At 60.1% G+C, this 18,827-nt stretch carries 19 protein-coding genes; 3 read left to right on the top strand and 16 right to left on the bottom strand.

The annotated features are described in order from the left end of the window. The first annotated feature begins 26 nt into the window (after positions 1-26). Positions 27-1,160 carry an aminotransferase class V-fold PLP-dependent enzyme gene (locus PH586_RS15695; protein ID WP_271348697.1) on the top strand — a complete coding sequence of 378 codons (1,134 nt, stop codon included), beginning with the start codon at positions 27-29 and terminating at the stop codon, positions 1,158-1,160. Positions 1,161-1,480: 320 nt separating this feature from the next. Here the strand turns inward: PH586_RS15695 and PH586_RS15690 are convergent, their stop codons facing one another. The 13 genes from PH586_RS15690 to PH586_RS15630 all read right to left on the bottom strand — a co-directional run bounded on the left by PH586_RS15690 (position 1,481) and on the right by PH586_RS15630 (position 11,774). Further along, a complete protein-coding gene (locus tag PH586_RS15690) occupies positions 1,481-2,263 on the bottom strand; it encodes a TatD family hydrolase (protein WP_271348696.1) in 783 nt (260 codons plus the stop codon). Between the two features lie 93 nt (positions 2,264-2,356). After that, the gene (locus tag PH586_RS15685; protein WP_003245164.1) at positions 2,357-2,713 is read right to left on the bottom strand and encodes a PilZ domain-containing protein; all 357 of its coding nucleotides are present in this window, start codon (positions 2,711-2,713) and stop codon (positions 2,357-2,359) included. Between the two features lie 36 nt (positions 2,714-2,749). Beyond that, positions 2,750-3,736 (bottom strand): DNA polymerase III subunit delta', encoded by a 987-nt coding sequence (locus PH586_RS15680; protein ID WP_271348695.1) that lies wholly within the window; start codon positions 3,734-3,736, stop codon positions 2,750-2,752. Then, positions 3,729-4,361: a dTMP kinase gene (gene tmk / locus PH586_RS15675; protein WP_271348694.1), complete on the bottom strand. Its 633-nt coding sequence runs from the start codon at positions 4,359-4,361 to the stop codon at positions 3,729-3,731. Before tmk ends, PH586_RS15680 begins: the two co-directional genes overlap by 8 nt. 10 nt (positions 4,362-4,371) lie before the next feature. After that, positions 4,372-5,424, bottom strand: a complete 1,053-nt coding sequence (gene mltG / locus PH586_RS15670; RefSeq protein WP_271348693.1) for an endolytic transglycosylase MltG — start codon at positions 5,422-5,424, stop codon at positions 4,372-4,374. A 3-nt stretch (positions 5,425-5,427) separates the two neighbouring features. Then, entirely contained in the window at positions 5,428-6,243 is an 816-nt protein-coding gene (gene pabC / locus PH586_RS15665) for an aminodeoxychorismate lyase (protein WP_271348692.1), read from the bottom strand. Next, positions 6,243-7,487, bottom strand: coding sequence for a beta-ketoacyl-ACP synthase II (gene fabF, locus PH586_RS15660; protein WP_271348691.1), 1,245 nt, complete (start codon positions 7,485-7,487; stop codon positions 6,243-6,245). Before fabF ends, pabC begins: the two co-directional genes overlap by 1 nt. 270 nt (positions 7,488-7,757) lie before the next feature. Beyond that, entirely contained in the window at positions 7,758-7,994 is a 237-nt protein-coding gene (gene acpP / locus PH586_RS15655; RefSeq protein ID WP_025167424.1) for an acyl carrier protein, read from the bottom strand. A gap of 196 nt (positions 7,995-8,190) precedes the next feature. Further along, positions 8,191-8,934, bottom strand: a complete 744-nt coding sequence (gene fabG / locus PH586_RS15650) for a 3-oxoacyl-ACP reductase FabG (RefSeq protein ID WP_271348690.1) — start codon at positions 8,932-8,934, stop codon at positions 8,191-8,193. Between the two features lie 16 nt (positions 8,935-8,950). Then, entirely contained in the window at positions 8,951-9,886 is a 936-nt protein-coding gene (fabD, locus tag PH586_RS15645) for an ACP S-malonyltransferase (RefSeq protein WP_271348689.1), read from the bottom strand. Between the two features lie 150 nt (positions 9,887-10,036). Next, on the bottom strand, positions 10,037-11,047 hold the full coding sequence (gene plsX, locus PH586_RS15640; RefSeq protein WP_271348688.1) for a phosphate acyltransferase PlsX: 1,011 nt from the start codon (positions 11,045-11,047) through the stop codon (positions 10,037-10,039). A gap of 3 nt (positions 11,048-11,050) precedes the next feature. Beyond that, on the bottom strand, positions 11,051-11,233 hold the full coding sequence (rpmF, locus tag PH586_RS15635; protein WP_079201670.1) for a 50S ribosomal protein L32: 183 nt from the start codon (positions 11,231-11,233) through the stop codon (positions 11,051-11,053). Between the two features lie 13 nt (positions 11,234-11,246). Further along, entirely contained in the window at positions 11,247-11,774 is a 528-nt protein-coding gene (locus tag PH586_RS15630) for a YceD family protein (protein WP_271348687.1), read from the bottom strand. A 111-nt stretch (positions 11,775-11,885) separates the two neighbouring features. On the opposite strand from PH586_RS15630, the gene PH586_RS15625 reads away from it, so the two are divergent. Beyond that, positions 11,886-12,464 carry a Maf family protein gene (locus PH586_RS15625; protein WP_271348686.1) on the top strand — a complete coding sequence of 193 codons (579 nt, stop codon included), beginning with the start codon at positions 11,886-11,888 and terminating at the stop codon, positions 12,462-12,464. A 48-nt stretch (positions 12,465-12,512) separates the two neighbouring features. Here the strand turns inward: PH586_RS15625 and PH586_RS15620 are convergent, their stop codons facing one another. The 3 genes from PH586_RS15620 to rluC are packed head-to-tail and all read right to left on the bottom strand — an operon-like array spanning position 12,513 to position 15,124. Continuing rightward, complete coding sequence (locus tag PH586_RS15620) at positions 12,513-13,493, bottom strand: S49 family peptidase (RefSeq protein ID WP_271348845.1); 981 nt, start codon at positions 13,491-13,493, stop codon at positions 12,513-12,515. Beyond that, the gene (locus tag PH586_RS15615; RefSeq protein WP_271348685.1) at positions 13,483-14,178 is read right to left on the bottom strand and encodes an HAD-IA family hydrolase; all 696 of its coding nucleotides are present in this window, start codon (positions 14,176-14,178) and stop codon (positions 13,483-13,485) included. Before PH586_RS15615 ends, PH586_RS15620 begins: the two co-directional genes overlap by 11 nt. Beyond that, positions 14,171-15,124 (bottom strand): 23S rRNA pseudouridine(955/2504/2580) synthase RluC, encoded by a 954-nt coding sequence (rluC, locus tag PH586_RS15610; RefSeq protein WP_271348684.1) that lies wholly within the window; start codon positions 15,122-15,124, stop codon positions 14,171-14,173. Before rluC ends, PH586_RS15615 begins: the two co-directional genes overlap by 8 nt. A gap of 578 nt (positions 15,125-15,702) precedes the next feature. Between rluC and rne the strand changes: the two genes are divergently transcribed. Then, on the top strand, positions 15,703-18,822 hold the full coding sequence (gene rne / locus PH586_RS15605) for a ribonuclease E (RefSeq protein ID WP_271348683.1): 3,120 nt from the start codon (positions 15,703-15,705) through the stop codon (positions 18,820-18,822). The last annotated feature ends 5 nt before the right edge of the window (positions 18,823-18,827 follow it).

Below are 18,827 nucleotides of genomic sequence, written 5' to 3'. Positions count from 1 at the left end.
CGCAAAATTGCACGGATCATCCGACCATGTATGGCATTCATGACGAGTTTCCGCAACTTCCCGGTCTCCGGTACCTGAACCACGCCGCAATTGCGCCTTGGCCGCGGCGGGCAGTGCTGGCGGTCAAGCGATTTGCCAAACAGAACACCCAGGTTGGCGCCCGCGATTATGCGCAGTGGCTGATAGTGGAACACCGTCTGCGCGAACGCCTGACGCGCCTGCTCAATGCCCCCGGCAGTGACGATATCGCGCTGGTCAAAAGCACCTCGGAGGCGTTGTCCTTCGTGGCTTTCGGCCTGGACTGGCATGCGGGCGATCAGGTGGTGATCAGCAACGAGGAGTTCTCCTCCAACCGTGTGGTCTGGGAGGCGCTCAAGCCGCAAGGGGTCGAGGTCATCAAGGTCGACCTGCATAGCGGCGACCCGGAAACCAACCTGCTCAGCGCCTGCGGCCCGCGTACCCGGCTGCTGTCAATCAGTGCCGTGCAATACGCCAGCGGCCTGCGCCTGGACCTGCAGCGCCTCGGCCATGGCTGTCAGCAACGCGGCGTCTTGTTGTGTATCGATGCAATCCAGCAGCTTGGCGCCCTGCCCTTCGATGTCCAGGCCTGCCAGTGCGCCTTTGCCATGGCCGACGGACATAAATGGTTGCTCGGCCCGGAAGGGCTTGGCGTGTTCTATTGCCGCAGTGATCTGCGCGCCCAGCTTGAATTGCATGAATACGGCTGGCATATGCTCGAACACCACGGCGACTACCTGCGCCAGGACTGGCAACCCGCGCACTCGGCCAGGCGCTTTGAATGCGGCAGCCCGAATATGCTCGGGGCCATGGCACTGGAAGCCAGCCTGTCGCTCCTCGAGGAAGTCGGCATGATCGAGGTCGGCAAGGCCGTACAGGAGCGCGCGCAATGGCTGCTCGACGGCCTGAGCGGCATGCCTGGCATCACACTGCACAGCCCGACTGACCCGGCTCGTCGCGCCGGGATTGTCACCTTCAGCCTCGCCGGCTGGGATAACCAGTCACTTTTCCAGCGCCTTAGGTCTGAACAGGTGATTTGTGCAAAACGCGGCGCCGGCATCCGCCTGTCCCCACATTTTTACAGCGAGGCACGGGTCATAGAGGAAACCTTGAGCCTGCTGCACCAGTTCGCAGCAGGATGAGGACTCAACAGCCGGCCAGGTATTCCAAATCTGTTTAAAAAATGAGCCTAATGGGCCTGGACGTTCGGCAAACTTCGCCAATACTCAGAAGTACTGGCGCGCGGCATCTCCCCCCAAGTGTCCCGCCAGGCAAGGTACCGTGGACCGCGTGCCTTGATTTACTCCTAATGGTCTTAACCCGGATTCCCCCCCAGAACCCGGGTTTTTTTTGCCTCGCCGATTATTCACGGCATACAGCCTTCGACGAGTAGCGCCCCGCGGATCGTGGCGTGCATCTGACGGTCCGCATTGCGCTCACCGGACATCAGCCAGCGCGGACCTCAGGCAACCCGTGCAAGCGGGAAAAGACGCTTGAAGTTGGCGCTGGTCTGCTCGGCCAACTGCTCGAAACTCACGCCCCGCAACAGCGCCAGATACTCGGCCACGTCGCGGACATATTCCGGCAGATTAGGCTTGCCACGGTGCGGCACCGGCGCCAGGTATGGCGAGTCGGTTTCCACCAGCAAGCGATCGATTGGCACTTGGCGGGCGACTTCGCGCAGCGCTTCGGCATTGCGAAAGGTGACGATACCGGACAGGGAAATATAAAAACCGAGATCCAGCGCCGCCTTGGCCATCGCCCAGTCTTCGGTGAAGCAGTGCAACACCCCGGCCTGCGGCAAGGCGGCCTCGCGCAGCAAGGCCAGGGTATCGGCACGCGCCTCCCGGGTATGCACGATCACCGGCTTGCCAGTGATCTGGGCGGCCTGCAGGTGCAGACGGAAGGCCTGCTGCTGGGATTCTGCAGCTTGCGGTTCGTAGTGGTAGTCCAGCCCGGTTTCACCGATGGCCACCACCCGAGGGTGGTTCAGTTCGGCCAGCAACCAGTCCAGGACGGGGGCCGCGCCCGGATCGAGATCCAGCGGATGCACGCCGACCGAGCAATCGACATCGGTATAACGCTCGGCCAGGCTTTTGACTGCCGCGGCATTGTCGGCACTAACACCGATACAGAGAAAATGACCAACGCCGCGCGCCCGCGCTGCATCCAGCGCAGCATCGAGGGAGCCGCCATGGGCCGTCAGATCGAGGCGATCGAGATGACAGTGGGAATCGATTAGCATGGCAAGCCTCAAGCGACAAGCTGCGAGCCACAAGCCAAAAACCGAAGCGCATTAGCTTACTTGTGGTTTGCAGCTTGGGACTTGCGCCTGCAGTTACATGGTATGGGTTGGCCGATCCGACTTGAGCGCACCCGCCAGATAGGTCTCGATCTTGTTCCGCGCGGTGTTGTCACCGTCATTGAACTGCACGCCGACTCCTGCCGCGCGGTTGCCCTGTGCGCCCTTGGGCGTGATCCACACCACCTTGCCGGCGACCGGGATCTTTTCTGGTTCATCCATCAGGTTGAGCAACATGAACACTTCATCGCCAAGCTTGTAACTCTTGTTGGTCGGGATAAACAGCCCACCATTTTTGATAAAGGGCATGTAAGCGGCATAGAGCACGGATTTGTCTTTGATGGTCAAAGACAGGATTCCGTTACGCGGGCCCAAATTAGGTGGCAAGCTCATGCGGCGTTCCTGGTTTTCATTACTTGATGGCCGATTCTAGCCCGGTCCGGGCAAGCTTGCCCACTGCACCAGCAGGGCTTCGAGAAGCAGGACACGATTGAGGTTGGCTTTGCCTATGACTTTCTGCCGCTGCACCAGCAACCAATCCTGCATCTTCAAGACTTTCGGCTGAGGCGTTTTCTCCGCCAGATACTGTACGACCTTGCGCATATCGGCTTGCCCCAGCCCGGCCTCGTCACGCGCCAGCTGATATCGCAGGGTCAACTGCGCCCAGTCACAGAACCAGTCGAACAATAGCTGCAAGGACACTGCGTTCCAGCTCTCGGCCAATTGGCTCGGCGCGATTTGCTGCTTGAGCAGCTTCTTGACCCCGTCGACCACCAGGGCACGCTGCTGACGCACGCCCTGGGCGTGCATACGTGCAGCGACCAATGGCGAACCTGCCGCCAGACAGAGCAACTCGGTGCGCTCCTCATCGGCACATTCCGGCAGCGCCTGTGCCAGCCAGGCCTGGCTCATTGCCTGGCTCGGCAATGGGCAGGCCTGCTGAACGCAGCGACTTCTCACCGTCGGCAGCAAGCGGCTGGGCTGGTGGCTGATCAACAGCAGAACCGTATCGCCGGAAGGCTCTTCAAGACTTTTCAGCAGGGCGTTGGCAGCGTTCAGATTCATCGCTTCGGCCGGTTCGACCAGCACCACCTTGCGGCCGGCGAGTTGAGCGGTCTGCACCACGAAGTTGACCAAGTCACGCACCTGGTCGACCTTGATCGCCTTGTCGACCTCTTCCGGCTGCAGAATGTAGTTGTCCGGATGGGTGCCGGCAGCCAGCAAATGACAGGACTTGCACTGACCGCAGGCCTCCAGACCCGCTGGCCGCTGACAGAGCAAGCGGGCCATCAAGCGCTCGGCGAGGGCGCGCTTACCGATGCCGGCGGGCCCATGCAGCAGGTAGGCATGGGCATGCTGCGTGCGCCCGGCCAGTTGCTGCCAGAGCATGGCTTGCCAGGGGTAGGCATCAGCCACGGCACAGCTCCACGATCTGCGCCAACATGGCGTCAAGATCCTGCTGCACCTGACTCAGCGATTGCGCGGCATTCAAAATCCGATAACGCTGGGGCTCCTCACTGGCACGGCGCAGATAGGTCTGGCGTACCGCTTCGAAAAACGCCCGCCCCTCCTGCTCGAATCGATCCAGTCGGCCGCGTGCCGCAGCACGGGCCAGCCCGACCTCTACCGGCAAATCGAACACCAGGGTCAGATCCGGACGCAGATCGCCCTGTACGAAGCGTTCCAGGACGGCAATACGAACTTCCGACAAACCGCGCCCCCCCCCTTGGTAGGCATAGGTGGCATCGGTAAAGCGGTCGCACAGCACCACACAACCACGGGCCAGCGCGGGACGAATCACCTGAGCCAGATGCTGGGCACGGGCGGCAAACACCAACAGCAACTCGGTATCGGCCGCCATCGGCTCATCGCTCGGCGCCAGCAACAGCTCACGGATGCGCTCAGCCAGCGGAGTGCCGCCCGGTTCGCGGGTCAGCAGCACCTCCACACCTTGCGCGCGCAGGCGCTCGGCCAGGAACTCGCGGTTAGTGCTTTTGCCAGCGCCCTCAGGGCCTTCCAGGGTGATAAACAAACCGCTCACAGGCTGTCCTTTATTGATTGTTCGACTGCACTGGGGCAGGACTTGAACGGTAATCCGCACGGCGCGTGAGCTGGTACTCGCGCACGGCACGGTTGTGTGCCTCGAGGGTGCTGGAGAATACATGGCTGCCGTCGCCGCGAGCGACGAAATACAGGCTCTTGCCCGTCACCGGATGCAGCGCGGCATTGATCGCCTCGCGCCCCACCATGGCAATCGGCGTTGGCGGCATGCCATCGATCACATAGGTGTTATAGGTGGTTGGCTCAAGCAGGTGAGCACGGGTCAACTTACCGTTGTAGCGCTCACCCAAGCCATAAATCACCGTGGGGTCGGTCTGCAGGCGCATACCGATGCGCAGGCGCCGGATAAAGACACCGGCAATTTCACCACGCTCCTCGGGCACCCCGGTTTCCTTTTCGATTATCGAGGCCATGATCAAGGCGTCATAGGGCTCCTTGTAAGGCAGGCCATCGGCGCGGCCCTGCCACTCCTCGGCCAATATCTGCTCCAGGCGCACATAGGCCTGCTTGAGCAGATCAAGGTCGCTCATGCCACGCACGAAACGGTAGGTGTCGGGGAAGAAGCGCCCTTCTGGATTGACTCCGGGCTGATCCAGGCTCGCCATCAGCTGGGCATCGCTCAGCCCTGTCAAAGTCAGTTCAAGCTTGCTTTGGCGCTCCAGAGCCGCGCGAACCTGACGAAAATTCCAACCTTCCACCAAGGTCAGGCTGTACTGCACCACCTCGCCACGCTGCCATAACCCGAGCAAATCGCGCACGGTAAGTTCTGGGGTCAGGGCATACTCGCCACTGTGCAGATGCTGCCCCCTGAGGTTGAAGCGCCAGTAGAGTCGCAGCCAGAATGCATCATGCAAAACACCGTCAGCCTCTAGACGATTGAGCACACCGCCCGGCGTAGCGCCAGCCGGCACTTCAAGCATCAACTCCTCGGCCAGATTCAGCGGTTGCTCGAGTGCCAAGTGCTGCTGCCAGGCGACAAAGGCCACCAGCAATCCCGCCACCAACACGCCACCCTCAAGCAGCAACAACAATTTACGCATCATGAATCAGCTGTCCAGTAAGTCGCAGGCTATGACCTGCAGTTTACGGGTCAGCGGACCAACCGACCACTGATGCCATTGCAGGGAGTGGACTGGCCAGACGCCATAGAGGCTGTTGCAGAGAAAAACTTCGTCGGCCTGCAGCAATGCATCGACACCGATATCGCGCACATCGCAGCGGATCCCCTGGGCCTGCACCTGCGCCAGCAGTTCGGCACGCATCACTCCGGCTACCCCGCAACGGGAAAGATCAGGCGTGAGCAAGACACCATCCTGCACCAGAAACAGATTACTGAAGACGCCCTCGATCACCCGCCCCGAAGCATCCAGCATCAAGCCTTCGGCGTGCTCGGCGTCCTGCCACTCGGCACGCGCGAGCACCTGCTCGAGCCGATTCAAATGCTTGATCCCGGCCAACAGCGGCTGTTCGGCCAGTCGCGTGGCGCAGGGGAACAAACGCACACCCAGCTCTGCGTTGCCGGCCGGATAAGCTGGTTTGGCGCTGCCCTGCAGTATCCGTCGCGGCGACCCGGCCTGTGGCGGCGCATAACCGCGCAAACCGTCGCCGCGGGTGACGATCAACTTGGCCACGCCATCGCCCAGCTCACGACTGAACGCCAGCAGCTCTGCCCGCACCACCGCCAGATCGAGATCGATCAGCAGGCGCGCGCAACCGTCACCGAGCCGCGCCAGGTGCCGCTCCAGCAAAGCGGGAATGCCACCACTGACGGCGATGGTCTCGAACAGTCCATCGCCGTAAGCCAGACCACGGTCCTTGACGGAGAGCCACTCCAGCGGCTGACCGTCGACCCAACTCGGCATCAACCGGCGTACCGGCGGAACACCAGCGAGCCGTTGGTCCCGCCAAAACCGAAGGAGTTGGACAGTACTACATCGATCGGCATGGCTTTGGCCTGGTGTGCAACGAAGTCGAGGTCACAGCCCTCGCTAGGTTCGTCCAGGTTGATGGTGGGTGGCGCCACCTGCTCGCGAATTGCCAAGATGCTGAAGATGGCCTCGACCGCGCCAGCCGCGCCCAGCAGGTGACCGGTCATCGATTTGGTCGAGCTGACGGCAAGCTGATAGGCATTTTCGCCGAATACCGACTTGATCGCTGCGACCTCTGCCTTGTCTCCAGCAGAGGTCGAGGTGCCATGAGCATTGATGTACTGCACCTGATCGGTATTCAGCCCGGCGTCGCGCATGGCATTAGCAATGCAGCGCGCGGCACCGGCACCGTCATCCGGTGGTGACGTCATGTGATACGCATCGCCGCTCATGCCGAAGCCGATCAACTCGGCATAGATGGTCGCGCCTCGCGCCTTGGCATGCTCCAACTCTTCCAGAACCAGTGCACCGGCACCATCCGACAGCACGAAGCCGTCGCGATCCTTATCCCATGGACGACTGGCCCTGGCCGGGTCGTCGTTGCGCGTGGACAGTGCCCGCGCCGCAGCGAAACCACCAATGCCCAAACCACACGCCGCCATCTCGGAACCACCAGCGACCATCACGTCGGCTTCACCATAGGCAATATTGCGTGCGGCCATGCCGATGCAATGGGTACCTGTGGTACAGGCCGTGGCGATCGCATAATTCGGCCCCTGCAGCCCCAGATGGATCGACAGGAAACCGGAAATCATGTTGATGATCGAGCCAGGGACGAAAAACGGCGAGATACGCCGCGGACCCAACTCATGCAATAACTTGCAGTTGTTCTCGATATTGGTCAGGCCGCCAATACCCGAACCAAGTGCTACACCGATACGCTCACGGTTGGCGTCGGTTACTTCCAGCCCGGAATCGCGCACAGCCTGAAAGCTGGCGGCCAGACCATACTGTATAAACAGATCGAGCTTGCGCGCCTCTTTGGCGGACAAGTACTCCTCGACATTGAACCCTTTGACCGAACCACCAAAACGGGTGGTGTAAGCGGAAAGATCCATGTGCTCTATGGGGGCGATGCCACTGCGTCCGGCCAAAATACCCTGCCAGCTGCTCGTCACATCGTTACCCAGCGGCGACAGCATGCCCATACCGGTAACCACGACGCGTCTACGCGACACAGCAATCTCCTCTTTTTCGGTTATTCAACACCCATCCGCACCCTTACCCTGATAGCAGATAACGAGCAATGAACAGGCAAGACGCTACACCGCGCGGTGCAGCAACAGCCAAAGACCGGCCCCGAGGCAAGCGCACTAAGCGAGTCAGCCCGGCCACACTCCGATGATCGACCTGCAAGGCACCTAGCTGCTTTCAACAGCCCGTCAAAGAAAAACCGCACGCCCGATGAGGGCTGTGCGGCTTTTCCAAGTCGGGAACCGACGATCAGCTTATTGCGCGTGTGCGGTCACGTAATCGATGGCTTCCTGAACGGAGGTGATTTTCTCAGCCTGCTCATCCGGGATTTCAGTCTCAAATTCTTCCTCGAGAGCCATTACCAGCTCAACAGTATCAAGGGAGTCGGCACCCAGGTCTTCAACGAAGGAAGCGCTGTTGGTTACTTCGTCTTCTTTGACGCCAAGTTGCTCGGCAACGATTTTCTTGACGCGTTCTTCGATGGTGCTCATACCGTATTTTCACTCCTAATTGGAAAAATCCAGGCAGCTGGTCCGCGGCCAAGTGTATAGAAAGGGTTTTTAGCTTTTCAAGCAGAATGCGAGATTGCCCCAGAACACTTCAACGATCCACCTATAAACCGACTGCAGCTCTATTAACGGATTTTAGACAGCATCTCTGACAGCGTTCAGAAGGCCTCAGTCACATTCAGCTCATGTACATTCCGCCGTTCACAGGGATAGTAGCTCCTGTGACGTAGGCTGCGCCATCGGAAGCGAGGAAAGCGACTACTTTCGCGATCTCTTCGGCCTGCCCCAAACGACCCAGCGGAATCTGTGTCAGCAATGCGTCACGCTGTGCTTCCGGCAGTTCGCGGGTCATATCGGTATCGATAAAACCAGGTGCCACCGCGTTGACGGTGATCGACCGCGAGCCGACTTCACGTGCCAGGGCACGACCGAAGCCTTCCACCCCGGCCTTGGACGCAGCATAGTTCACTTGTCCGGCATTGCCCATGGCGCCGACAACCGAACCGATATTGATGATGCGCCCGAAACGCGCCTTGGTCATACCGCGCAGCACCGCCTTGGACAGGCGATAGAGGCTGTTCAGGTTGGTATTGATGACATCGAACCACTCGTCATCCTTCATGCGCAGCATCAGGTTATCCCGAGTGATGCCGGCGTTGTTGACCAGGATCAACGGCTGACCGAGGTGTTGCTGAATGTGTTGCAGGGTCGTGGCAACCGATTCGTCGCTGCCGACATCCAGCACCAGACCAGCCCCCTCGATGCCATGTTCTTTCAGGTACTCGGCGATGCGCTCGGCGCCAGACGGCGAAGTCGCCGTCCCGATCACAACGGCGCCCTGCCGACCCAATTCCAGCGCAATGGCTTGACCAATACCGCGACTCGCGCCAGTGACCAGTGCAACCTTACCTTGCAGGCTCATAGAAACCTCTCTTAATTCAGGCCAAAGCCGCACGCGCGGCGGCAAAGGCGTCTGGAGTGTCCAGACTATACGTATTGATTCCCTTGACGCAGCGCTTGTTCAGCCCCGACAGCACCCGACCTGGACCGCACTCGAGCAGATCAGTCACGCCTTGTTCAGCCATACAGACAATTGATTCAACCCAGCGCACCGGACTATACAGTTGCGCCAGCAAATCGGCCTTGAGCGTATCAAGGTCTGCGACCACGCGCGCACTGACGTTCTGAACCAGCGGAATCCGCGGCGCTTGCCAGGCAACGGCTGCAACCGCCCCTGCGAAGCGCTCGGCAGCCGGGCGCATCAGCGCACAATGCGACGGCACGCTAACCGGCAGCGGCATGGCACGCTTGGCGCCACGCGCCTTACAGGCATCGACCGCACGCGCTACAGCAGCAGCCGAACCTGCGATCACCACCTGGCCAGGCGCATTGAAATTCACTGCGCTCACCACCTCGCCTTGCGCCGCTTCGGCGCAGGCAGCCAGTACGTCGGCATCGTCCAGTCCGAGAATTGCCGCCATACCGCCCTGTCCCGCAGGCACCGCCTGCTGCATCAGTTGGCCACGCAGCTCAACCAGCTTCACAGCTTCAGCGAACTCCAGACTTCCCGCAGCAACCAGTGCCGAGTATTCACCCAAGCTATGGCCGGCCACGAAAGCCGGCTGCAAACCGCCCTCAGCGCGCCACAGGCGCCACAAGGCAGTGGATGCCGCAAGAATCGCCGGCTGAGTTTTATCGGTTTGATTGAGTTGTTCTTCCGGCCCCTGCTGGGCCAAGGCCCAAAGGTCGTAGCCGAGCACACTGGAGGCTTCGGCAAAAGTATCGATAACAATTTGCTGTGAGCCATGCCCAGCCAGCATTGCCAGCGACTGCGAGCCTTGCCCAGGAAAGACGAATGCGAGGGATGCAGACATGTAAACGAGCCTCTATGGTCTTATCGTCGAATAAATTCGCGCCTGGCAGAGTCAAGCGCAACAATCTGACAGTTGGATGACAGGCCATCCGCCGCGGTCACATTAACAGGCGACACAACCGCCAGCACCCGCAAACCCGCCACAACCGGCTCAAAGCAACATGCCCTCGAGACGACCATGCAGGCGCTGCGGCAAATCGTCCTCGATTTCCCTCAATGCACAACGGATGGCACTCTTGAAACCTTCAGTGCCTGCCGAGCCATGACTCTTCACCACAATACCCTGCAGGCCGAGCAAGCTTGCACCATTGTGCTGCGCGGGCGCCAACTCGGCACGCAGGCGGCGCAATACCGGCATCGCCAGCAGGCCTGCCAACCGCGAAACCAGGCTGCGTCTGAACAGCACCTCGATACGCGCCGCAATCATCGTCGCCAGGCCTTCGCTGGACTTGAGCAAAATATTGCCCACAAAACCGTCACACACCACTACATCGGCTTCGCCACGATATACCCCATCGCCCTCGATAAAGCCGATGTAATTCAAACCACGGGCCTGCTGCAAAAGACCCGAAGCAAGCTTGACCTGCTGATTGCCCTTGACCTCTTCGGTGCCAACATTGAGCAACGCCACGCGCGGACTCAGCACCCCCAGCGTCTCAGCGGCCACCGCGCCCATTACCGCGAACTGGTAGAGCTGCTCGGCACTGCAGTCGACATTAGCCCCCAGGTCAAGCAAGTGACAGTAGCCAGTCCGGGTCGGCACAGCCGCCACCATGGCCGGACGATCGATGCCCGGCAGGGTTTTCAGCAGATAACGCGACAACGCCATCAGGGCCCCGGTATTGCCCGCACTGACGCACGCCTGAACGCGCCCGTCTCGCAGCAAACCCAGGGCGACCCGCATTGACGAATCGGACTTGCCTCGCAGCGCTAGCGCTGGGCGCTCATCCATGGAGATCACTTCGCCAGCATGCTCGACTTGCAGGCGTGCGCGATCGACCCCGGGATTACGGGCAATCAACTCTTCAATAAGGGGGGCTTGGCCGACAAGGACCAGGTGCAACGAAGGGTACTCAGCCAGACAGGCAATGCTGGCTTGAACAATGCTGTGGGGACCGAAGTCCCCACCCATTGCATCAATCGCGATGATCGGAGCGGACAAGATTTACTCGTCAGCGCCCTTGTCGATCACTTTGCGACCACGATAAACACCTTCCGGCGATACGTGGTGGCGCAGATGGATTTCACCGGTGCTTTTCTCAACGGACAGCGTACTGGCATCGAGAGCATCGTGCGAACGACGCATGTCGCGGGCGGAACGGGATTTTTTGTTCTGCTGAACAGCCATAACTAATTAACTCCTAAACGTTTGGGTCACGCTTTAACTGCGCCAATACACTGAACGGGTTGGACCGCGTTACCTCGTCCTCGCTCGGCCCGGGCTCTTCGAGGCCGACCGGCTGCTGGCAATCTTTAGGGTCATGAACCGGGACAATGGGCAAGGCGAGCAATAACTCATCCTCAACCAGCGCCAGCAGATCCAATGGATCTTCACCCAACTCCAGCGCGTCATAGCCTTGCGGCACGGACTGGGTATTTGCACCTTCTTTCACCACAGCGTAATCACACGCACTGTGGATCGGCAGGGCAACCAGTTCCAGACAACGCTGGCAAACCATCTTGACCTCAACCTCGAGCTCACTATGGAAAACCACAGCATTACGCTCATCACGCTCGAAAAAAAACTTCGCACGCACCATGCCTTGGTTATCGGCAAGTGGGTCGCAGAGTCGCGCCAAATCGGCTAGCGGTACCTCGCCTTCAAGCGTGGCACCACGATCAGCCAACTTTCGCGGATCAACATGAGGTGGAATCGGTGCATTCGACATAGGCGCCGCATTCTATGGATGCACCCTGCCCCTGTCAAAGGATATTCGGCCTGTCCAGCACGAAGAGTGCCGACTAGAATTGCCCGCCTATATAAAAGGAGATGCACAGACATGCTACCCCTGGTGCTCGCATCCAGTTCGCCCTATCGCCGAGAATTACTGACCCGCCTGCGCCTGCCCTTTATCTGGGGCGCGCCTGCGATCAACGAAGCCCCTCACCCCGATGAAGACGCCAGCACACTGGTACGCCGCCTGGCAGAAGAAAAAGCGCGCGCCCTCAGCCCCAAACACCCACAGCACCTGATTATCGGCTCGGACCAGGTCGCCGTACTTGACGGCCAGATTGTCGGCAAGCCAGAAACATATGAACGAGCCCGCGCACAACTACTCGCCGCAAGCGGCAACAGCGTCACTTTCCTCACCGGTCTGGCCCTGCTCGACAGCCAAAGCGGCCACTGCCAGATCGACAGCATCCCCTTCACCGTATACTTTCGCCAACTGAGCGAAGCGCAGATCACCCGCTACCTGCAGGCAGAGCAGCCCTACGACTGCGCCGGTAGCTTCAAGGCCGAGGGACTGGGCGTCAGCCTGTTTCGCAGCACCGAAGGCACTGACGCCACCAGCCTGATCGGACTCCCCCTGATCCGCCTGGTGGACATGCTCCTTATAGCCGGCATTGATATCCCATAAAGCAACAGGCCCGATCAATGACCGGGCCCGTGGGCAACGCGAAATCAACTAGCGCAGGCTTGGCCCCTGAAAACCCATCCACATGGCCAGATCCTCGGCGACGCTGGCACCCAAGCGCTTGGCAAATCGATCGAACGGCGACTCCTCAACCGTGAAGTCGACCAGTTCTTTCTCGCCGATCACTTCACGCGCGACATAACTGGTATTGCCCAGAGCATCGATCAAACCCAACTGCAACGCCTGCTCACCCGACCAAATCAAGCCCGAAAACAGCTCGGGATGCTCCGCCGACTTAAGCCGATCACCACGGCCCTGCTTGACGCTTTCAATAAACTGCCGATGCGTGGTGTCCAGCACCCCCTGCCAGAACTGCGCCTCTTCATCGTTCGGCGGCTGAAACGGGTCGAGAAACGCCTTGTGCTCGCCAGAGGTATACACCCGACGATCGACCCCCAGCTTTTCCATGACTCCGACAAACCCGAAACCGGTCGCCGTCACGCCAATCGACCCGACAAGACTGGCCTTGTCGGCATAGATCTCATCCGCGGCACTGGCAATGTAATAGGCGCCAGAGGCCCCAAGATCGGAGATCACTGCATACAGCTTGATCGCCGGGTACTCGGCCCGCAGGCGACGAATCTCGTCATAGATATAGCCCGACTGCACCGGACTGCCGCCCGGACTGTTGATCCGCAGGATCACACCCTTGGTATTAGCGTCCTCGAACGCGGCGCGCAGGCTGCCAACAATATTATCGGCGCTGGCCATCTCCTTATCGGCGATCATTCCGCGCACCTCGATCAATGCGGTATGACTGCCACCACTCTTGACGCTCCCCTTCAGACTGAGCAGCGGCGCAAATAGCGCCAGCGCAGCAAACAGGTAAATAAATGTCAGCGACTTGAAGAAAATCCCCCAACGCCGCGCCCGACGCTGCTCCTGAACACCAGCCAACAATGTTTTTTCCAGCAACTTCCAGCTTTTTTCATCACCCTCGCTGGCAGCCGATGCTTTCCATTCATCTGACATATTCACCCACCTCAACTGGTTGCCCACTTGCACGCCGATCGAGCCAGGCATGCAGCTCCATGAAATTCTCTATTGCCAACACCGGACCATGCTCACGCAACACCGCCAAGGGCTGAGCGCCATAACCTACCGCCACGGAGCCAATCCCCGCATGCCAAGCCATCTGCAAATCGAACGATGAATCACCCACCATCAAGGCCCGTTCCGCAGAAACACCACAATGCTCGAGAATTTCCTCCAACATCAGCGGACTCGGTTTACTCGCCGTTTCATCGGCACAGCGAGTGACATCGAAGTAGTCCAGCCAGCCACGCCCCTCCAGCACACGCTGCAAGCCATGACGACTCTTGCCCGTGGCTACCGCCAAACGATAGCCCTGCGCACGGAACATCTCCAGCGCCTCAGCCACCCCCGGAAACAACGCGGAGGGCTCAGCCTCCAGCGCCAGGTAGCGCTCGCTATAACAGCGACGAAAGCGCTCGACGAGCGCCGAGTCGAGCAACTCCGGGTGCAGACTGGCTATCGCCTCCGGCAAGCCAAGCCCGATGATGCCCTTGACCTGCGCATCGCTGCACCGCACCAGACCACAAGAATCCGCCGCCCAATGCATCGATTCGACGATACGATCAATGGAGTCGACCAGCGTGCCGTCCCAGTCGAAGATCAGCAACTCGTAGTCAGGCACTCAGACGCTCCAGCGTGTGCACCCAGGCCGCATCGACCGGCGCTTCCAGCCTGAGCTCGCCTCCATCGGGCAGCGGCACGACTAGCGCATAGGCATGCAGAAACAGACGCTTACCGCCCAACTCGCGGATCTCGCGACTGAACTCATCATCGCCATACTTGCTGTCGCCGGCGATGCAATGCCCGGCATACTGGCTGTGCACGCGAATCTGATGGGTGCGCCCGGTCACCGGCTTGGCCTCGACCAAGGTGGCGAACTCGCCAAAGCGGCGCAGTACGCGAAACAGCGTCAGCGCCTCCTTGCCTTCATCGCTGACCTCGACCATGCGCTCACCCGAACGCAGGTTGCTCTTCTGCAAAGGGGCATTGACCCGCTTCTTGGCAGTCGCCCAGTGCCCACGGACCAGCGCCATGTAGCGCTTGTCCACACCGTCACCACGCAAGGCCTCATGCAGATGCCGCAGCATGCTGCGCTTCTTGGCGATCATCAGCAGCCCGGACGTATCGCGATCGAGACGATGAACCAGCTCAAGCTCCTTGGCGTCCGGCCGCAGCTGGCGAAAAGCCTCTATCACCCCGTAGTTGAGGCCGCTGCCGCCATGCACGGCGATGCCGGCGGGCTTGTTCAGCACGATCAAGGCCTTGTCTTCATAAACGATGGCCGCCTCAAGGCGCGCGAGCAAGCCCTGCGCCAAGGGTGCCGGCTCATCGCGCTCGGCCAGCCGCAGCGGCGGGACGCGAATGATGTCGCCCGCCTGCAGCTTGTACTCCGGCTTGATGCGCCCCTTGTTCACCCGCACCTCGCCTTTACGCAAAATGCGGTAAATCAATGTCTTGGGCACACCCTTTAAATGAGTGCGAAGGAAGTTATCGATGCGCTGGCCGGCGAGTTCCGGCGCAACCTCGAGCAGCTGAACGCCGGAGGTTGTAGGAGTAGGAATTGTCATCGCGCAATCATAACAATTTTTTATGGATTTGAAGCACTTAATCATAACTGCTATAGTCGCGAACGCCGCCAAAAGCGGTCCGGTCTGCGGATGATCGCCAAAACTGCCATCCCTAACCGATGCAATCCATTTGGGACGTAAGGCCGTCCGACGGGTTATTCAGAGATAGGATGCCGCAAAGGCTGCGGATAACTCGGAAATAAAGCCTTAAGCCATGATGCGCAGCCGCCCCATTGGGCGTTTGCGGTAAAAGCCAACCCGCTGCGGATTTTATGCGAGCGGCACCCGATTTTCAGTGATACGTGTAGGGTGGAGACGTACAACCGTCGGTCTGCGTAGCAATTAGCTTTATCGAAGACGCTTTATCTCGTCCGCTACCGACAGTTGATTCCTCCTCCTGACTAGTGCTTTCTGTCACAACAGCGAGCAGGAGATGTCCGTCGCGACCCAGCCCAACTGGCTGACTGTCGTTTGACAATGAAACGATTTACGACCGTTTCTGACGCGCCTGACACCGACCCTGAGAGTCGTGTGTGCCGAACGCCGCTTCCGCCAGCACCGGAAACCGACGGTACAACATGAAAAGAATGCTGATTAACGCAACTCAACCCGAAGAGTTGCGTGTTGCTCTGGTCGATGGCCAGCGCCTGTATGACCTGGACATTGAATCGGGTGCCCGCGAGCAGAAGAAGGCCAACATCTATAAAGGCCGCATTACTCGCGTCGAACCCAGCCTCGAGGCCGCCTTTGTCGACTTCGGTTCGGATCGTCATGGGTTTCTCCCGCTCAAAGAAATCTCACGCGAATACTTCAGCAAGGCCACCGAGGGCCGCGTCAACATTAAAGACGTGCTCAAGGAAGGCCAGGAAGTCATCGTTCAGGTCGAAAAAGAAGAACGTGGCAACAAGGGTGCAGCCCTCACCACCTTCATCAGCCTGGCCGGTCGCTACCTGGTATTGATGCCGAACAACCCGCGCGCGGGTGGCATTTCGCGCCGCATCGAAGGTGAAGAACGCAACGAACTGCGCGAAGCGCTCAATGGCCTGGTCGCCCCGAGCGACATGGGCCTGATCGTACGCACCGCCGGCCTTGGTCGTTCCAGCGAAGAAATGCAGTGGGACCTCGACTACCTGCTGCAACTGTGGAACGCCATCAAGGAAGCCTCACTCGATCGCGCCGCCCCGTTCCTGATCTACCAGGAAAGCAACGTGATCATCCGCGCGATCCGCGATTACCTGCGCCAAGACATCGGCGAAGTACTGGTCGACAGCGTCGAAGCCCAGCAGGAAGCCCTCAGCTTCATCAACCAGGTGATGCCGCAGTACGCCAGCAAGATCAAGCTGTACGAAGACAGCGTGCCGCTGTTCAACCGTTTCCAGATCGAAAGCCAGATCGAAACGGCCTTCCAGCGCGAAGTGAAGCTACCGTCCGGCGGCGCCATCGTCATCGACCCGACGGAAGCCCTGGTGTCCATCGACATCAACTCGGCGCGCGCGACCAAAGGCAGCGACATCGAAGAAACCGCGCTGCAGACCAACCTCGAAGCGGCCGAAGAGATTGCTCGCCAGCTGCGTCTGCGCGACATCGGCGGCCTGATCGTCATCGACTTCATCGACATGACGCCGGCTAAAAACCAGCGCGCCGTGGAAGAAAAAGTCCGTGAAAGCCTGGAAGCCGACCGCGCCCGCGTCCAGGTCGGACGCATCTCGCGCTTCGGCCTGCTGGAAATGTCCCGTCAACGCCTGCGCCCATCGCTCGGCGAGAGCAGCGGCATCGTCTGCCCGCGCTGCAACGGCCAAGGCATCATCCGTGACGTCGAATCGCTGTCGCTGGCTATTTTGCGCCTGATCGAAGAAGAAGCCCTGAAGGACCGTACCGCCGAGGTTCGCGCCCAGGTACCGATTCCGGTTGCCGCCTTCCTGCTCAACGAGAAGCGCAACTCGATCACCAAGATCGAACTGCGCAGCCGTGCGCGCATTGTCATCCTGCCGAACGATCACCTGGAAACGCCTAACTTCGAAGTGCAGCGTATTCGTGACGACAGCCCGGAAGCACAATCCACCCAGTCCAGCTATGAAATGGCTGCCACTGAAGTGGAAGAAGTGCAACCGGTTGCCGCCACCCGCACCCTGGTTCGCCAGGAAGCAGCGATCAAGACCGCACCACAGCGCACCGCGCCGACACCGGCGCCAACGCCAGTGGCCGAAGTCAGCGCGCCTGTAGTCGCCAGCCAGCCGAGCCTGTTCAAGGGCTTGGTAAAGTCGCTGGTCAGCCTGTTCGCCGGCAAGGAAGAAGAAGCCAAACCTGCGGTGATTGAAAAGAAAACCAGCGAACGCCCCCAGCGTGGTGATGAGCGTCGCAACGGTCGCCAGCAAAGCCGCAGCCGCGGTGGACGCCGTGACGAAGAGCGCAAGCCACGTGAAGAGCGCGCTCCGCGCGAAGAACGGGCACCACGCGAAGAGCGTCAACCGCGTGTAGCGCGCGAAGAAGCGCAACCGCGTGAAGAACGCCCAGCACGTGAAACTGTTGAAGTTCGCGAGCCGCAAGAAGTCCGCCAGTCGCGCCCACCACGCGAAGGCCAGGAAAAGCGTCGTGAACGCAAGCCACGCGAAGATCGTCCAGCACGCGAACTGCGCGAGCCGCTCGATGCAGTACAAACCACTGACAGCAGCAGCGACACCAGCAGTGCAGAAGTGCCAGCCGAGCGCCCTCAGCGTGAGCCGCGCCAACCGCGCGCCCCGCGTGAAGAGCGTCAACCGCGCCCTGAAACCGCCGCTGTCGTCGATGATGAAGTACTGAGCAACGAAGACGCCCAGCAAGACGAAGAGCCGGAAGGCACAGAAGGCACAGAAGGCACAGAAGGTGAGCGTCCACGCCGCCGTTCGCGTGGCCAGCGTCGTCGCAGCAATCGCCGCGAGCGCCAAAGCGATGCCAGCGGTAACGTGATCGAGGGCACTGAAGAAAGCCCGGAAACCAAAGCTGAAGCCACAGCTCCACTGGCCGTTGCCGCAACCGTTGCCGCCGAGCTGAGCGCAGAACTGGTCAGCCCAGAACCTGCCGCAAGCGAACAAGCCGCAGAGGAGGCCCCGGCTCAACCTGCTGCAGAGCCAGAGCTGCCAGCAGCCGAGCAATTGACCGAAGCAAAGACTGAGACGAGCGAGGAAACTGCAGTCGTGGCGCCCAGCGCACCCCCTGCCGTTGAAGCAACACCTGAAGTCACTGCTGAAGCAGCCACTCCCGAGCCAAGCGCAGAGGTGGCCGAAGTAGCGGTCGAGATCGTTGCCAGTGAGCCGTCTGAGGCTGTTGAGGCTGTTGAAGCGGTTGAAGCGGTTGAAGCGATTGAAGCTGCTGAGCCAGTGATCACAGCGAGCGAAGAGATCGCAGAAACCGTCAACATTGCGCCAAGCGCCACCGGTCGCGCACCAAACGACCCGCGCGAAGTGCGTCGTCGTCAACGCGAAGCCGAACGTCTGGCTCGTGAAGCTGCAGCCGCCCAGCCAGTCGAAGCAGCAGAAACCAGCCCAGCTGAACCTGCAGCTGCAGCTGCAGAGCGTGACGAAGCTACTGAAGAAAGCAACGAAGCAGCAGTGACAGAGACCCGCGAGCCGCAGCGCGCGCCGGCCAGCGCACATGATGCCGATGTCGAAAGCGAAACTGAAAAGAACCAGGATGAGCACGCGGACAAGCCGCACGCCTGAGACTG

The sequence above is a fragment of the Pseudomonas aestuarii genome (genome assembly GCF_027988105.1).
Classification (GTDB): Bacteria; Pseudomonadota; Gammaproteobacteria; order Pseudomonadales; family Pseudomonadaceae; genus Aquipseudomonas; species Aquipseudomonas aestuarii.
This window is presented reverse-complemented; position numbering and strand designations above follow the sequence as displayed.

Excerpts from the sequence above, each read along its gene's own strand:
- PH586_RS15695 (WP_271348697.1), top strand. The coding sequence starts at position 27 with ATGTATGGCATTCATGACGAGTTTCCGCAACTTCCCGGTCTCCGGTAC.
- PH586_RS15690 (WP_271348696.1), bottom strand. The coding sequence starts at position 2,263 with ATGCTAATCGATTCCCACTGTCATCTCGATCGCCTCGATCTGACGGCC.
- PH586_RS15685 (WP_003245164.1), bottom strand. The coding sequence starts at position 2,713 with ATGAGCTTGCCACCTAATTTGGGCCCGCGTAACGGAATCCTGTCTTTG.
- mltG (WP_271348693.1), bottom strand. The coding sequence starts at position 5,424 with ATGATGCGTAAATTGTTGTTGCTGCTTGAGGGTGGCGTGTTGGTGGCG.
- pabC (WP_271348692.1), bottom strand. The coding sequence starts at position 6,243 with ATGCCGAGTTGGGTCGACGGTCAGCCGCTGGAGTGGCTCTCCGTCAAG.
- acpP (WP_025167424.1), bottom strand. The coding sequence starts at position 7,994 with ATGAGCACCATCGAAGAACGCGTCAAGAAAATCGTTGCCGAGCAACTT.
- fabG (WP_271348690.1), bottom strand. The coding sequence starts at position 8,934 with ATGAGCCTGCAAGGTAAGGTTGCACTGGTCACTGGCGCGAGTCGCGGT.
- fabD (WP_271348689.1), bottom strand. The coding sequence starts at position 9,886 with ATGTCTGCATCCCTCGCATTCGTCTTTCCTGGGCAAGGCTCGCAGTCG.
- rpmF (WP_079201670.1), bottom strand. The coding sequence starts at position 11,233 with ATGGCTGTTCAGCAGAACAAAAAATCCCGTTCCGCCCGCGACATGCGT.
- PH586_RS15630 (WP_271348687.1), bottom strand. The coding sequence starts at position 11,774 with ATGTCGAATGCACCGATTCCACCTCATGTTGATCCGCGAAAGTTGGCT.
- PH586_RS15625 (WP_271348686.1), top strand. The coding sequence starts at position 11,886 with ATGCTACCCCTGGTGCTCGCATCCAGTTCGCCCTATCGCCGAGAATTA.
- PH586_RS15620 (WP_271348845.1), bottom strand. The coding sequence starts at position 13,493 with ATGTCAGATGAATGGAAAGCATCGGCTGCCAGCGAGGGTGATGAAAAA.
- rluC (WP_271348684.1), bottom strand. The coding sequence starts at position 15,124 with ATGACAATTCCTACTCCTACAACCTCCGGCGTTCAGCTGCTCGAGGTT.
- rne (WP_271348683.1), top strand. The coding sequence starts at position 15,703 with ATGAAAAGAATGCTGATTAACGCAACTCAACCCGAAGAGTTGCGTGTT.